This is a genomic window from Dermacoccus sp. Ellin185, assembly GCF_000152185.1.
Lineage (GTDB): Bacteria > Actinomycetota > Actinomycetes > Actinomycetales > Dermatophilaceae > Dermacoccus > Dermacoccus nishinomiyaensis.
The window spans coordinates 39639-54312 of record NZ_AEIQ01000025.1; the positions used below are offsets into that span (position 1 = coordinate 39639).

The window sequence follows — 14674 nt, forward strand, 5'->3', positions numbered from 1 at the left end:
CGTGGTGTCAGCCGTTCTTCGAGGCGCGTCGTGGCCACAGCGTGTAGCTGACGGCCCACAACACGTCCAGGCCGAGAATGACGCCCATCCACGTGTAGTTGCCCGAAAGTGCGCCTGCGGACGAGGTGTCGGCTGCGATCGCGATGAGTACCGCCGTCAGCGTGCAGGTGATGGCCGCGGCCACGCTTGTCCGCGCGACGTCGGCCCAGCATTGGCGGGTGTAGGTCGCCCCGGTCGCCTTGACGGGCGCCGGCCCGGCCGCGAATCGATGGGCGAAGCGTGTGTCACACCAGTCGATCATGCGATGGCCGTAGGCCACGCTGAATCCGATGTAGACGGCGGCCACCGCATGCCCGAGATGTGCCACGTCACCGCGGTGCAGGCTGATGGCCGTGGCGGCGAGGAGAACGAGGTCGGTCACGGGGGCCATGACGAGCAGGGCAGCTCCGAGGCGCCGGCGCTCGAGGAGGTAGCGCGCGGCCAGGCCCGCGATGACGAAGACCCAGAAGAGGATCTCGCAGGCAGCGATGATGGCGACGATCATGACCCTCCCAATGAGTACGGTTGTACCAAAAACAAGTTAGCACGACCGTACTAAGATGGCGGGATGCCGAAGGTCATCGATCATGCCGCGAGAGAGATTGCGATCGCAGAGGCGGCATGGGAGGTGCTCCGTAGCAGGGGAATCCGGGGTCTGTCCGTTCGCAACGTCGCCGCGCAGGCGGATCTCGCGGTCGGCTCACTGCGTCGCTCCTTCCCGACGCAGCGCAGCCTCGTCCGATTCTGTCTGGAGCTGGTGCTCCAGCGCGGGGTCGAACGATTTCGCGCGTTGCCAGTGGACCTCGACGCCCGCGAATTCGCGTGGCAGGCGTGCACCCACGTCCTGCCCCTCGACGAAGACCGCCGCGTCGAGATGGAGGTCTGGCTGGCCCTGTCCATCAGCGCGTTGGCGGACCCGCAGATGCGCGAGGAGTGCACCAAGTCCGACGAAGCGTTGCGCCAGATGTGCGTCATCGTCATCGGCCGCCTCGACGCGGTCGGCCTGCTGGCCGGATCGCGAAGCGCCGACTCCGAGCCCAGGCGTCTGCACGCCCTGCTCGACGGGCTGGCGCTGCAACTCATCCGTCAAGGGTCGGATGATCCGTGCGACTGGGCGCTCGACGTGCTGCAGGATCACCTCGAGCAGCTGACGGGTGCGGCGGCGGGGTTTCGAGACATGCGTGACCCGGGTCACTGAACACCCGGGCTGAGTGATTAGTATCACGTCATGACGAACGAGCTCAACATCGCCGCCAACCTCACGCGCACCGCCGAGCGTCAGCCGGACGACGTCGCGATCAAGCTCGACGACTTCACGCTGACGTGGTCGCAGCTGGACGACGCGACGCAACGACTCGCGACCTTCCTCGCCGACCAGGGAGTCGGCGTCGGGGATCGCGTCGCGCTCAGCCTGCCCAACGTGCCGGCGTTCCCCGTCGTCGCGTACGGCGTGTGGCGCGCGGGCGCCGTTCTCGTGCCGATGAACCCGCTGTTCATGGGGCGCGAGATCGACTACTACTTCGAGGACGCCGGCGTGAAGCTCGCGTTCGGCATGGCCGGTGAGATGGCCAAGGCGGCCGTGCAGAAGAGCGTCACGTTCGTCGAGGTCGGTGACGATCAGCTGCAGAGCCTGCTCGCGAAGTTCGAGCCGACGTCCGACATCGTCGAGCGCGATGGCAGCGACACCGCCGTCATCCTCTACACCTCGGGGACGACGGGTCGCCCGAAGGGGGCCGAGCTCACCCACGACAACCTCGAGAAGAACCAGGACGTCACGGCGCGCACGCTCGTCGAGGTGACGTCCGACGACGTCGTCATGGGTTGCCTGCCGCTGTTCCACGTCTTCGGCCTGACGTGCGCGATGGCCGTGTCCGTCTCCAGGGGCGCGACGCTGACCCTTCTGCCGCGCTTCGAACCGACGAAGGCGCTCGAGATCATCGAGCGTGACTCGGTCACCGTCTTCGAGGGCGTGCCGACGATGTACCAGGCGATGCTCGCGGCCGCCGCGAAGGCGCCCGAGGTGAAGCTCGCGTCGCTGCGCACCTGCATCTCGGGTGGTTCGGCGATGCCCGTCGAGGTGCTGCGCAAGTTCGAGGAGCGCTTCGACGCGACGATCCTCGAGGGCTACGGCCTCAGCGAGACCTCCCCCGTCGCGTCGTTCAACCACCCGAACGCGCAGCGCAAGCCCGGTTCGATCGGCACGCCGATCGAGGGCGTCGAGATGAAGGTCGCCGACCTCGACGGCAACCCGCTGCCCGTCGGTGAGGTGGGCGAGGTCGCCGTGCGCGGGCACAACATCATGAAGGGCTACTGGAACAAGCCGGAGGAGACGGCAAAGGCCATCCGCGACGGCTGGTTCTACACCGGCGACCTCGCCCGCCAGGACGAGGACGGCTTCTACTTCATCGTCGACCGTTCGAAGGACATGATCATCCGCGGCGGGTACAACGTCTACCCCCGCGAGGTCGAGGAGGCGCTGTACGAGCACCCGGAGATCGCGGAGGTCGCCGTCGTCGGTGTGCCGGACGAGCACTACGGCGAGGAGGTCGCCGCCTTCGTCGTGCGCACCGAGGGCTCGAACCTCGACGCCGACGCCGTCAAGGCCTTCGCGAAGGAGCGCGTCGCCGCGTACAAGTACCCGCGCCACGTGACGTTCATCGAAACGCTGCCCAAGGGCGCGACCGGAAAGATTCTCAAGCGCGAACTGCGGCCGCAGTGAACGATGTTCGCCTCACCCCGCCCGTCGGGGTGAGGCGGTGACGCTGACCTCGCCCCTCGAGACGCCCGCGGGTCCTACGATGGCGAGCATGACGACTTCACGAGGCGACCGTCTGCTGCTCGTCGTGGCCCGGCTCAACCGATGGGCGTCACGCCACGCGCAGCTGCCCGCCCCCGCGGCTCAGCTGCGGCTGCTCTCCCTCATCAACGACCTCGGCCCGTCACGCATCGGCGATCTCGCGACGGCCGACAACTCGTCTCAACCGACGATGACGACGCAGGTCAAACGCCTCGAGGGCCTCGGCCTCGTCAATCGTTCACAGGACGCGCGCGACGGGCGCGCGACGCTCGTCACGATGACGCCCGCAGGCCGGGAGACGCTGACGAAGGCCCGCGAGGCGCGCGCCGAGGTCGTCGTCCCGCTGCTCGACGGCATGAGCGAGGACGAACTTGCGACGCTCGACGCCGCTCTCGAGATCCTCGAGGGACGCCTCGCGAAGCAGCGCGCCGACACTCAACCCTGACGTCTCGTCGCCCCCTGACCCGGACGTCACGAAACCCCGGGCCACCCACCCCGAACGTCATGATGGCGGGTGACTCACGAGTAGGCGCGAAGTTGCCCTCCTACCTGTGAGTTACCCGCCATCGTGCTCGCCTGCGCGAGCGTGAGCGGCGTCAGCGCCCCTCGGCCGCCTTGGCCTCGGCCGACTTCTGCTCAGCCGACTTGTCGCCGTCACCGCGCGCGATGGACTCGGCGGCCCGCTGCATCTCGAGCGCCTTGACCTCGGCTTGGGCCTTGGCGCGCGCCTTGGCAGCCGACTTCGACTTCGGGGCCGTGTGCGTCGGCGTCTTGCCGCCGTCGTGACGGTCGGGGTAGCCCTCCTGGAAGCCGCCCTCACCCTCGTCGAGGATGTGCTTGGCGGGGCCGACGATGAGCGGGTCGGGCGCGTGGATGAAGTCGGTGTTCTTGCCCGGGTAGTCGAGCGAGTCGAGCACGTAGCGCATGACCTCGACGCGGGCGCGCTTCTTGTCGTTGCTCTTGATGACCGTCCACGGGGCCCACTCGGTGTCGGTGTGCTCGAACATGGCCTCCTTCGCCTTCGTGTAGTCGTCCCACTTGTCGAGGGAGGCGAGGTCGGTGGGCGACAGCTTCCACTGACGCACCGGGTCGGTGCGGCGCTTCTCGAAGCGCGTCAGCTGCTCGGCCTTGCCGACGGAGAACCACAGCTTGCGCAGGTGAATGCCGGAGCCCGTCAGCATCTGCTCGAACTGCGGCGCGGTGCGCATGAACTCGTCGTACTGCTCGTCGGTGCAGTAACCCATGACGCGCTCGACGCCGGCGCGGTTGTACCAGGAGCGGTCGAAGAAGACGATCTCACCGGCGGTGGGCAGGTGCGAGACGTAGCGCTGGAAGTACCACTGGCCCATCTCGCGCTCGGTCGGCTTGTCGAGGGCGACGGTGCGCGCACCACGCGGATTGAGGTGTTCGTTGAAGCGCTTGATCGAACCACCCTTGCCGGCGGCGTCACGACCCTCGAAGATGAGGACGACCTTCTCGCCACTCTCCTTGACCCACGCCTGCATCTTGAGCAGTTCGATCTGCATCTGGCGCTTGAGGTACTCGTACTCCGTACGTGTCATCTTCACGTCGTACGGGTAGTTGTGCTGCCAGGTCTCGTCCTGCGTCTTGAACTTCTTCTTTCCCATGCCCCCATTTTGGTCGACATGACATCCCCAGGGCTAGGGTTTGGCGCCAGGATGGGTCAAACGTCCCCTCGCGTTCACGCGGCGGCTTCGTCAGGCTGGCGAGCACACGTGTGCCATTCGGGCGGATGCTGCCCGCGGATCATGCGGGAGGCGGCCACCCGTAAGGGCGGTGCGGCGGACGTCGGGCTCGTGGTGCACTGGCCTGCAGGCGTCCGAGGTGCTCGGACGCGACCCACCGCGAAGGAGCAGAGCATGAACTCGTACACCGACGAAGAGCTGCAGGCCGCACGCCAGGCCGCGCAGGCCGCCGTCGACACCGCGACGTCGTGGGACTACAGCGCGAGCGACGCGAAGATCGCCGACAAGCTGCAGGAGGGCCTCGACGCGGCCGGCGTCACCGTCGACACGCCCGAGTTCGAGCGCCTCGTCCGCGAGATCACGGCGCTGAAGGACGACGAGGACGCGGGTACCCCCACCGTCGAAGCCGCGCTGCCGAAGACGCAGGCCTGACCCACGCCTGAGCATCGACCGCTCACCGCCGCCCCGGCCCCGTATCCTCGCCGCTGCCCAGCGGTTGTCGGTGCGGGGTCATAGGGTGGTGGCATGTCTCGCGCGCACATCGCCTCCCGCCTCGAGGATCGGCTGAACAGCTCGACGTCGACGCTGCTCGAGCGGCGTCACTGGCGCAAGCGCGTGTTCCCGTACGTCGGGTTCGGCTCGGTCGACCCCGAACTCGAGGGGCGTAACCCCTACGTCAGCGCCCCACGCCCGAAGACCCAGACGTGGCGTGCATCGGGGCAGCCGAGCGGCCGTCAGCGCCGCATCCCCGAGGGCGGGCGCGCCGTCGTGCTGGGCCGCGTCGTCATGGGCAAGAGCGGCCAGCCCGCCGTGCCCGCCGCGCACGACGACTCGCTCGTACGCCGCGGATTCCGGGCCTTCTTCTCCGTCCCGCAGACCGGTGAAGAGGTGACGGTGAGCCTCGGCGCCGCGCGCGCCGTCGGCCACACCGACCGGGGCGGGTACTTCGACATCGAGGTCGTCGGCCACGGCCTGCGCGACGGCTGGCACGAGGCGACGATCGAGTGCGACGGCATCGTCACGCACGCCGCGATGCAGATCATCAGCGGTGAGGCGCGCTTCGGCATCATCAGCGACATCGACGACACGGCCCTCATCACGGCGCTGCCGCGCCCGCTCATCGCGGCGTGGAACACGTTCGTCGTGCGCGAGACGGTGCGTCGCGAGGTGCCGGGCATGGCGGCGTTCTATCGCTCGATGCTCTCGGGGCACCCGGGTGCGCCGATGTTCTACCTGTCGACGGGTGCCTGGAACACCCAACCCGTTCTCACGCGTTTCCTGCGCCGCAGCGGTTTTCCGCGCGGCACGCTGCTGCTGACGGACTGGGGGCCGACGGAGACGGCGTGGTTCCGCTCCGGCCCGGAGCACAAGCGTCGCTGGCTGCGGCGTCTCGCGTCCGAGTTCCCGGACGTCCGCTGGCTCCTCGTCGGTGACGATGGCCAGCACGACCCGGCGTTGTACGAGAAGTTCGCGCTCAGTTATCCCGAGCACGTCGCGGGTATCGCCATCCGTCAGCTCACGCCCGCGCAGCAGCTGCTCAGCCACGGCCATCCCTTGCAGATGGACGACGTGGCCGGTCGGGTGCCGGGCGTGCCGTGGCTCGAGGGGCCCAACGGTTTCGTGCTCCACGAACGTGTGAGCGCGGTCGTCGATCCGGGGCGTGGTTCGGTCGCCGCCATTGCGGCCCCGCAGGCGCGACGGGCGAGGAGACATGTTCATGCCTGAGCTGCCAGAGGTGAGCGGGCTCGTCGGGTTTCTCGACGAGCGCATCGTCGGGCGCGCGATCGTCGGGGTCGAACTCGCCTCCATCGCCGTGCTCAAGACGTTCGACCCGTCACCGCAGGCGCTCGCGGGGCTCGTCGTCGACGCCGTCAGCCGCCACGGCAAGTGGATCGCCCTCGAGACGAGCGGCGGGCTGTCGCTCGTGTTCCACCTCTCGCGTGCCGGCTGGCTGCGCTGGTCCGACGCGCTGCCGACGACGGTGTTGCGGCCCGGCAAGTCGCCGATCGCGCTGCGCGTGCGCTTCGACGACGGCTCCGGTTTCGACCTCACCGAGGCCGGCACGCAGAAGCGCCTCGCCGTGCACATCGTGCGTGACGTCGTCGACGTGCCGGGCATCGCGAAGCTCGGCATCGACCCGCTGTCGCCCGAGTTCACCCGCGAGGCGTTCGGGCAGCTCGTGGCGAGCAGGCGCATGCAGATCAAGGGGTTGCTGCGTGATCAGAACGAGATCGCGGGCGTCGGCAACGCTTACTCGGACGAGGTGCTCCACGTCGCGAAGCTCTCGCCGTTCGCGTTGACGTCATCGCTCGAGCCCGGGCAGATCGACACGCTGTACGACGCGCTGATCACGACCCTGACGAATGCCGTCGACGCTGCGGCCGGCAAGCCCGCGAAGGATCTCAAGGACGCCAAACGCGCCGGGATGCGCGTGCACGGGCGCACGGGCGAGGCGTGCCCGGTGTGCGGCGACGTCATCCGCGAGGTGTCGTTCGCCGACCGTTCGTTGCAGTACTGCGCGACGTGTCAGACGGGCGGCAAGCCGCTCGCCGATCGACGGATGAGCAAGCTGCTCAAGTGAGCCTGCTCGCGAGATGCCTGGCGGGTGATGTCAGTTCGCAGGCCACAACATGGCGGGTAATTCAAAGGTATGCAGCCAACTGCGCGCCCCCCTGCGAGTTACTCGCCATCGTGCCAGGAGGCCGGGTCCGGGGCGGCGCCCGGTGTGACGCGGATGCCGTCGTGACGATATCGTGACCTCGACGAGATCGTCTTCCCGTTTTCGTTCGTCCCCCACTCAGGTGTGCAGCCAGAGCGTGGGCGTTGTCGACGGGGCTTGAAGAAGGGTGAGGGCCATGGCTGACGTGACGCGCCGCGCGGCCCTCGCCGCACCCGTGGCCGCGCTGGCGGCAGCCGCCGGAATCGCGGGTTCGGCCGGGGCGCTGGCGGCATCGACGACATCGCCCTCGCTCGTCACCGGCACTGACGCGGACGCGCTGCGCGCCCTGCACCTGCAAGCCCTCGCCGTGACGCCGAACGTCGCCGCCGTCGTCGCGCGGCTCCATGACGGCGAGTTGTGGGCGCACCAGGACGACGCGGTCGCCATCGAACGCGCCGCAGGTGGCGTCGTCGTCGTGGCGTTGCCCGTCAAGCACTCCGCCGTGAGCCGCATCGACATCAGCACCCCGAGCGCGCCCGACACGTCGGTGAGCGTCGACACGCGGCCCGACGCGCTGCGCTCGTCGTTGCTGCGCGTCGTCAACAAGCGCCTCGCGCTGGCCCGTTCGGACGAGCCGAAGAAGCTCCTCGCGGCGCACGGCGTCATGATCGACGAACGGCTGAGCAAGCCTCTCGACGCGATGTTCGCGCGCGCCGAGCGCGAGCACGTCGCGCTCGAAGCCGTCAGCGCACACCGCGACTTCGACGACCAGGCCCGCGTCTACGACGCCTACGCCGCGCGCGACGGCAAGCAGGCCGCCGACACGTACTCCGCGCGCCCCGGCCACTCCGAGCACCAGCTTGGCCTGGCCCTCGACGTGCGGGGCGTCGACCGTCAGCACGAGCTCGAGCCCGCATTCAAGGACACGCCCGTGGGTCGCTGGGTGGGCGCTCATGCGCACGAGTTCGGTTTCGTCGTGCGCTACCCCGAGGGCCAGCACGCTGTGACGGGCTACGAACCCGAACCGTGGCACCTGCGTTACGTCGGCCCCGAGGTCGCAGCGTTCATGCATGCGCGACGCGACATCGCGACGCTCGAAAAACTCTTCGGCCTGCCCGCCGCGCCGGGATACTGACGGCTTGGCGCCGCCTGCCTGAAGCCGCGCCGGATGTCGAGTTCTCCGCCCCGGAGAGCACCCCGATGCTTGCCTTCGATGCACCGCATGATTGATGGCTCGTGGTGTTGTCCCTCGGAGCCGCCAGCGAGCCCATCGCATCGTGGCAGCAATGCGTGCCGAGGTCACTTCTTCGGCGCGGGCACCTTCGCGAACGCGTCTGCGTCGCCGTGGCCGCCTGCGAGGTGGTTGAGGGGCCAGACGACGGCGATGGCGCGCCCGGTGACGGCGCTCAGCGGCACGCTTCCGAGGCGTCCGGTGCCGTCGTCGTGCGAGCGACTGTCGGCGGAGTCGTCGCGGTGATCGCCCATGACCCAGATGTGCCCGGCCGGCACGGTGATACTCCACTTGCTCGCCTGCCCGGGGCTCGGCGCGCAGCCGTCGAGCCCGGCCTGCAGGTACGGCTCGTCGACGGCGACGCCGTTGACCGTCAGCTTCGCGTTCGGCTCGGAGCAGCTGACGACGTCGCCGGGCAGGCCGACGACGCGCTTGACGAGGTGGTTGCCCTCCGCAGCGATGTGCGTGGCCGTCGCGACATCGCGCACCGCCTTGCGCCAGCCCGTGGGTGCGGCCTGCGCGGGTTCCCAGTGCAGGTCGTCGGCGAAGACGACGACGTCACCGCGCCTCACGTCCTGGCTCCACTTCTCGACGACGATGCGGTCGCCGACCCCGAGCGTGTTCTCCATCGACCCGCTGGGGATCTTGAACGGCTGGGCGACAAACGTCGAGATGAGCGCCCATGCCACCCAGATGATGACGATCGTGAGGAGACGATCGCGCCACACCGCGAGCTTCGGATTCATGCCCGACATCCCACCATCCCAGCCTGAGAGAGCCGTGGCACCGACGGCCAGACGAGGTGAGGCGCCGGGCCATCACTGGCCGCGGCGCCCCGTCGCGAATGATCGTTCAGCGTGAACCGATCACTTGGCGGCGGGCACCTTCGAGAAGGCGTCCTCGTCGTTGTGGCCGCCGGCGATGTTGCCGATCGGCCAGACGACGGCGAGACCCCGGCCGGTGATGTCGCTGACGGGCACGCTGCCGAGGCGTCCGGTGCCGTCGTCGTGGTAGCGGCTATCGGCCGAGTTCGAGCGGTTGTCACCCATGACCCACACCTTGTCCTTGGGCACGGTGATGGAGAACTTGTCCTGGCACGGCTGCACACCCGATTTCAGGTACGGCTCGGTGATCGCGACACCGTTGACGGTGAGCTTCTGCCCGGGCCCCTCGCACGAGACCTTGTCGCCGCCGACGCCGACGACGCGCTTGACGAGGTGGCTGCCGCTCGCGGACAGGTGCGTCACCTCGGCGATCTTGCGGATCCCTCCGGTGATGACGTTGCCGCTCGGAACGGGGTCGGTCCAGTCGCCCGGATCCTTGAACACGATGACGTCGCCGCGCTTGACGTCCGTGAATCGCGGCGCCCACTTGGCGACGACGATGCGGTCGCCGACCCGCAGCGTGTTCTCCATCGAACCGGACGGGATGCGGAACGGCTGCACGACGAACGTCGTGATGAACGCCCAGATCGCCCAGACGGCGACGACGAGGATGAGGCGGTCGAGCCACGTGCGAGCCGCCGAGCGTGGCTCGCGCTCACGCTTGTCGTCACCGGATGCCGTTGCAGCAGTAGCGCCGTCGTCGCGCGAAGGGCGCAACGAGGTGGCGTCGCCGGAGACGGCGGACGTGGCGTCCTCACGCGAGGAACGCGCCGACGTGGCTTTGCGGGAGCTGACGAACGTGGCGCCATCGCGGGTGTCGCTCGTCGAGGAGGTCGTGTCGGACCCGGTGGCGGCAGCGTCTTCGGCCGCAGGGTGCGGGTCGGCGTTGCGCCGCGCGCGGCGCGAGAGGGGGGAGTCGCTCACGTCAGATGACGTTGGCGTCGCCGCCGCCGACAGCCTGGATCGGCTTGCCGTCGGCGTGCCACTGCTTCATGCCGCCCTCGACGTTCGCCACGTCGAGACCCTGCCCCTCGAGCCATTGCACGGCGCGACTCGAGCGGCCGCCGCTGCGGCAGACGACGGGGAGGTCGCCATCGACCTCGGGAAGCTCGCCGACGCGGGCCGGGAGCTCCGCGAGGGGGATGTGGATGGCGCGCGGCGCGTGACCGGCGTCGTACTCGTCCTGCTCACGAACGTCGAGCACGACGGCGTCGTCAGCAATGTCCTTCGGAGTCACGGTGTTCATGCGTGCAAGCCTCTCACGTCTTGGGGTGGGCTTCATAGGCGTGACGCGCCCCGACGCAGGCCTTCCACGCCGCCCACAGGCACCAAAAAGCGTCCAGCAGTGTGCTGCTTGCGGCCGGTCAAGACGCGGTGGTCGCATTTGTTCCAGGGCGCTACCGACCAGATCAACAAACTGTCGGGGTGAACGTGAGCCCCGAGACCGCAACGAAGGGGCCTCCAGAAACAATGCCACCTTGGTCGTACGTCATCGAAAGCTGCGTCAGCGGCCCGGCCCACGTCACCGTGACGTTGCCGGCGGATGACGTGTTAGGCACACCGCCTGAAACAGAACTGACTGCCTGGTATGGGGAAGCCGCCGTGCCGCTGCCGGTGATCTGCGACCCCCGGACCCCGGAGAACCCGGGGGTGTTGATGACGATCCGGTCCTGGAAGGCCGAGTTGTCCCAATCGATGTCGGCGATGGTCAAGGACACGTTCGTGACGGGGGAGCTGAATGAGAAGGCGATGGTCTGCGCAGTGGTGGACGTGGCATTGGGGCAGGTCAGTGCCAGCCCCTGTCCTGCCGGGATTCCTCCGACGTTGCCGGTCGTGAGCGTCGAGTTTCTCGGCGCTCCGGTCGCGCCGGTGTTCGTGTAGGTCACCGTTGTGCCGCCGACAGTTGCCTTTTGTCCACTGGAGACGCTTGAGCTGCCCATCGCGGACCACGCCATCATCACGGGTGCGCACGGGCGGCTCGCTGCAACAGCGGGCGCGGGCGCGGTGACGGCGACGGCTGGGACGCTCCAGGCGACAGCCTTGGCGACCGCCCGTCTGGTCGGCGCCGCAGCGGATGACGTTACTTGCGGGTATGAATTCATGGATCAAGCATGACATGGGCGATCGTAGGGGGACTACAGTCGCTGGGGGCGCTCTGGCACACGTCATCGAAGCGAGCAGGCATGGCCATCGCGTGGGCGGAAGGAGCGGCGCTGGCGACCTCGTCGCTCCCAGCGGCTCAGGGGCGGAGCAGGGCACCTGGAGTTGGGCACACCATTGAAGTGTCTTCGTGGCCCTAAAGTGGGGGTGTGGGTGCCTGTGAAGAATGCCGTGGCTCAGGTTGGGCGTCCCAGTCGATGTGGTCTGAACGCCTAGCCGAGTGGCTGACGGTTCCTGCGGCCTGCCCCGCGTGTGAGGGAGCGGGATGAAACTGTGCCGTCGCTGCAGGCACGTCGCGGCGCAATGTGGGCGCCTTCGGTGTCTTTCTGTGGCGTGCTTTCCGGTTGTCGACGCCGTTTTCCGGTCCAACCACCCCCCGGGGCGATCAGGAATGGGCCGTCGAACGGTGCCAGCAAGCCCAGCCGGGTAGCAAACCTCCTCACGACGAGGCGCGTTGAGGCCCTGATCTATCGATGCGGCATCTGTCCATACTGCGCCATGGAGCGGATACATGCGCGGCCACCTCGAATCGCTTCTCAGCCGGTCCCGTTCCGTCGGCGCCTCCAACGGTTGACGTACCGTCTTCACAGGCACACATAGATTGCCCGGCTATGGCGTGGCGAGCTAGCATCAGAACCAGCACCCCCTCGACGAGCCACAGGAGCCACCATGAACCAGCCCTCTCGCCGCAAAGTGGCCGCAGGTATCGCCTGGAGCATCCCAGCCATCACTGTTGGCGCGGCCGCGCCCGCCGTTGCCGCATCCCAAGTCAGCCCCAGCATCAATCGCTCGTTCTACATCACGCGTTCCAGCTCAGGCTGCTCATCAGGCAGTCGCCGCCTCACCGTAGACAGCAAGAATGACGGCACGAGCTATTACCAGATCGTGAACGTCTCGCCGACATCATCTGTCACGGCCGTCTACGCCTCAGTTGACGTCAACCTTTCAGGTTTGAGTTTCACCACAACGACAGGAAACTGGTCCGCGGTGCAGCAAGACTCGCAAACCTACTCCTACAACGGCGTCACGTACTATCGCTACTTCGCCAAGCTTCAGGTCGCGATTCCCGCACCGGTGAATGGAACCATCACCGTGCCCTCGCTGAGCTGGGTAAGTAACTGCACCGCATCCCTTTCCAACCCGGTGAGCGTGAATGGCCGTGGTATGGTCACCATTAACGGCCAGGATATCGAACAGGTCGGTCCTTTCCGCACACTGTGATGGTTGCTCGAAGTTCACGTCGCACCCATTCCTCCTTCGGAATTTCTTCTTCAATGCGACAGACCCTGACGTCGTTTCATGACGCCCCGCCCATTTCGGCGGGGATCTCGAGTGCGGCTGCTACCTACTCGAGGGCCTGATCATCAACCTCGACGCTGTCGAGGTGGCGTTGTAGGCCGGGGACGACGGCTTGGGTGTCATACCCCACCTGAGCGCCGCTTTCCAGGATCACTACTCGCTTCGGGGGGGGGGGGGCGACGTCGGCCGCGGGCGACTTGATCCAGGTCACGCCTGGGGCATCACATCAGCTTCAGGGCGGCGTGATTCCATCAACGGTGCCGCGCCGCCCCTGACGGGGGCCCACAGCAGTTGATGGGCGTGAGTGCCACTCGGCTCGGTGATGGTGACGTCCGCCTCGCCGGCCCGGCGTAGTCGCGAGGCGACGGAGATACCACCATCACCGCCGCCGATGATGACGATGGCGTGGAACAGGGTTTCCTTCATGGATGCCCTTTCGGCGTAGGTGCGACGCGGTGCGTGGCGCGTCTCATGAGAGTTGTTTGCGAACACCGGAGACGCTCGGAGTGCCCGTGCTGCGGTTGTAAGGCAGTTTCGAGAGCATGGTGCCCATGGCGCAGGTGTTCGACAGCGCGGCGAACATCAGGCCGCCGCCCACAGCACCGGACAGCCACTTCGCCTTCGGTACGACGGTGCTGGCGAGTACGCCCGTGGCCACGAGCGAACCGGCGACTAGGCGCACCTGACGCTCCAGATCCCAGCGGGCCTGGCCGAACTCGACGTCATGACCGGCGTCGCGCCAGGCCTCGAAACCGCCGACGAGGACGCTCGTGTGCGGCACCCCGACCTTGGCCAGGGCCTGTTCGGCGCGTTCGGCGCGTGGGCCCATGCGACAGATGAGGACGGCGTCGCGGTTGATGCCGGCGCCGATCGCGGTGGCGTTCTTCTCGATCAGATCGACCGGCACGTTGATCGAACCGGGGATGCGCGCAGTGCCGTACTCGGCGGGGGTGCGCACGTCGAGCAGCAGTGTCTCGCCGGCCGTGACGGCGTCAGCGAGCTCGGCGGGGGTGAGGCGGTTTGCCAGGGCCATGAGAAATCTCCTTGAGTGGTGGATCGGCGGCTGCGACCAGCGGTCGCCGGGGGATTGGGGATCGGACGCGAGGGTCACAGGAGTTGGGGCAGGGCGCGCCACGCGGTGTACGCGGCGACGCACATCAAGAAGACGGCAAACCCGAGCTGCAGCATCCTCTTCGGGATGCGCTGGGCGAGCCGGCCGCCGAGCGCGGCTCCGATGACGGCGGTGGCGGCGAACGGCACCACGACATTCCATTCTAGATCCGCGCCGTCAGCAGAGTGGAACAACAACGAGGTGGCGCTGTTGATGACGACGACGAGCAGGGACGTGCCCACCGCATACGGCATGCAGTACCCGAGGGCCAAGGTGAGGGCGGGAACGATGGCGAACCCGCCGCCGACGCCGAAGAAGCCGGTGAGCAGGCCGACGCCGGTACCAGCCAGGGCCACCTTGACCAGGGCGAAGGTGTGCCCTCCGTTCTCCTCGCGCAACGGTCTCGGCACGCAGGCGGTGTTGTCGCGTTCGCGTCGTGCCCGCATGATCATCACCGTGGCGACGACGACGAGCAGCGCCGCGAACAGAGTGAGCAGTAGATTGCCGTCGACGCCGCGCGAGGCCCGGGTGCCGAGGTAGGCGCCGCCGATGCCGACGAGTCCGAAGAGCGCGCCCTGGCCCCACTGCACGGTGCCGGCGCGGTGGTGGCTCCACAGGCCGACGAGGGAGCTGATGCCGACGATGACGAGCGAACTCGTCGTCGCCTCGTGCGGGCTCTTGTCGAGCGCGTAGACGAGGACGGGCACCGTGAGGATGGCGCCCCCGCCGCCGAGCCCGGCGACGAGCAGACCGACGACGATTCCGGCGACGACGGCGATGAGCATGAC

Annotated in this window: 17 protein-coding genes; 9 read left to right on the forward strand and 8 right to left on the reverse strand. The window is 67.9% G+C overall.

What is annotated here, in order from left to right; all coding sequences use genetic code 11:
• Positions 1-7: 7 nt before the first annotated feature.
• Positions 8-544, reverse strand: a complete 537-nt coding sequence (locus tag HMPREF0321_RS01165) for a hypothetical protein (RefSeq protein ID WP_006943515.1) — start codon at positions 542-544, stop codon at positions 8-10.
• A 63-nt stretch (positions 545-607) separates the two neighbouring features.
• On the opposite strand from HMPREF0321_RS01165, the gene HMPREF0321_RS01170 reads away from it, so the two are divergent.
• From HMPREF0321_RS01170 to HMPREF0321_RS01180, 3 genes are all read left to right on the forward strand, one after another.
• Positions 608-1237 (forward strand): TetR/AcrR family transcriptional regulator, encoded by a 630-nt coding sequence (locus tag HMPREF0321_RS01170; protein WP_006943532.1) that lies wholly within the window; start codon positions 608-610, stop codon positions 1235-1237.
• A 30-nt stretch (positions 1238-1267) separates the two neighbouring features.
• Positions 1268-2758, forward strand: coding sequence for a long-chain fatty acid--CoA ligase (locus HMPREF0321_RS01175; RefSeq protein WP_006943539.1), 1491 nt, complete (start codon positions 1268-1270; stop codon positions 2756-2758).
• A gap of 88 nt (positions 2759-2846) precedes the next feature.
• Entirely contained in the window at positions 2847-3281 is a 435-nt protein-coding gene (locus tag HMPREF0321_RS01180) for a MarR family winged helix-turn-helix transcriptional regulator (RefSeq protein WP_040014252.1), read from the forward strand.
• Between the two features lie 151 nt (positions 3282-3432).
• Here the strand turns inward: HMPREF0321_RS01180 and ppk2 are convergent, their stop codons facing one another.
• Positions 3433-4464 (reverse strand): polyphosphate kinase 2, encoded by a 1032-nt coding sequence (ppk2, locus tag HMPREF0321_RS01185; RefSeq protein WP_006943530.1) that lies wholly within the window; start codon positions 4462-4464, stop codon positions 3433-3435.
• 252 nt (positions 4465-4716) lie between these two features.
• Here ppk2 and HMPREF0321_RS01190 point away from each other — a divergent pair, with 252 nt between their 5' ends.
• The 4 genes from HMPREF0321_RS01190 to HMPREF0321_RS01205 all read left to right on the forward strand — a co-directional run bounded on the left by HMPREF0321_RS01190 (position 4717) and on the right by HMPREF0321_RS01205 (position 8336).
• Positions 4717-4974, forward strand: a complete 258-nt coding sequence (locus tag HMPREF0321_RS01190; protein WP_006943508.1) for a hypothetical protein — start codon at positions 4717-4719, stop codon at positions 4972-4974.
• A gap of 93 nt (positions 4975-5067) precedes the next feature.
• Positions 5068-6267 carry an App1 family protein gene (locus tag HMPREF0321_RS01195; protein ID WP_006943514.1) on the forward strand — a complete coding sequence of 400 codons (1200 nt, stop codon included), beginning with the start codon at positions 5068-5070 and terminating at the stop codon, positions 6265-6267.
• Positions 6260-7123, forward strand: coding sequence for an Fpg/Nei family DNA glycosylase (locus HMPREF0321_RS01200; protein WP_006943568.1), 864 nt, complete (start codon positions 6260-6262; stop codon positions 7121-7123). The genes HMPREF0321_RS01195 and HMPREF0321_RS01200 overlap by 8 nt, the downstream gene beginning before the upstream one ends.
• Positions 7124-7397: 274 nt before the next feature.
• Positions 7398-8336, forward strand: coding sequence for a M15 family metallopeptidase (locus tag HMPREF0321_RS01205; RefSeq protein ID WP_082740444.1), 939 nt, complete (start codon positions 7398-7400; stop codon positions 8334-8336).
• Positions 8337-8500: 164 nt separating this feature from the next.
• Here HMPREF0321_RS01205 and lepB (HMPREF0321_RS01210) read toward each other — a convergent pair whose 3' ends face one another.
• The 3 genes from lepB (HMPREF0321_RS01210) to HMPREF0321_RS01220 form a co-directional block, all read right to left on the reverse strand.
• Positions 8501-9178 carry a signal peptidase I gene (lepB, locus tag HMPREF0321_RS01210; protein ID WP_160126163.1) on the reverse strand — a complete coding sequence of 226 codons (678 nt, stop codon included), beginning with the start codon at positions 9176-9178 and terminating at the stop codon, positions 8501-8503.
• A 120-nt stretch (positions 9179-9298) separates the two neighbouring features.
• Positions 9299-10240 carry a signal peptidase I gene (lepB, locus tag HMPREF0321_RS01215; RefSeq protein WP_006943518.1) on the reverse strand — a complete coding sequence of 314 codons (942 nt, stop codon included), beginning with the start codon at positions 10238-10240 and terminating at the stop codon, positions 9299-9301.
• A gap of 1 nt (position 10241) precedes the next feature.
• Complete coding sequence (locus HMPREF0321_RS01220; protein ID WP_006943527.1) at positions 10242-10562, reverse strand: rhodanese-like domain-containing protein; 321 nt, start codon at positions 10560-10562, stop codon at positions 10242-10244.
• Positions 10563-10741: 179 nt separating this feature from the next.
• Between HMPREF0321_RS01220 and HMPREF0321_RS01225 the strand changes: the two genes are divergently transcribed.
• Positions 10742-11197, forward strand: a complete 456-nt coding sequence (locus tag HMPREF0321_RS01225) for a hypothetical protein (RefSeq protein WP_131940286.1) — start codon at positions 10742-10744, stop codon at positions 11195-11197.
• Positions 11198-12145: 948 nt separating this feature from the next.
• A complete protein-coding gene (locus HMPREF0321_RS15850) occupies positions 12146-12697 on the forward strand; it encodes a hypothetical protein (RefSeq protein ID WP_139023516.1) in 552 nt (183 codons plus the stop codon).
• Positions 12698-12982: 285 nt separating this feature from the next.
• Here HMPREF0321_RS15850 and HMPREF0321_RS01230 read toward each other — a convergent pair whose 3' ends face one another.
• From HMPREF0321_RS01230 to HMPREF0321_RS01240, 3 genes are all read right to left on the reverse strand, one after another.
• Positions 12983-13201 carry a hypothetical protein gene (locus HMPREF0321_RS01230; protein WP_006943529.1) on the reverse strand — a complete coding sequence of 73 codons (219 nt, stop codon included), beginning with the start codon at positions 13199-13201 and terminating at the stop codon, positions 12983-12985.
• A gap of 43 nt (positions 13202-13244) precedes the next feature.
• On the reverse strand, positions 13245-13808 hold the full coding sequence (locus tag HMPREF0321_RS01235) for a rhodanese-like domain-containing protein (RefSeq protein WP_006943561.1): 564 nt from the start codon (positions 13806-13808) through the stop codon (positions 13245-13247).
• Between the two features lie 74 nt (positions 13809-13882).
• Positions 13883-14671 carry a sulfite exporter TauE/SafE family protein gene (locus HMPREF0321_RS01240; protein ID WP_006943505.1) on the reverse strand — a complete coding sequence of 263 codons (789 nt, stop codon included), beginning with the start codon at positions 14669-14671 and terminating at the stop codon, positions 13883-13885.
• Positions 14672-14674 lie beyond the last annotated feature (3 nt).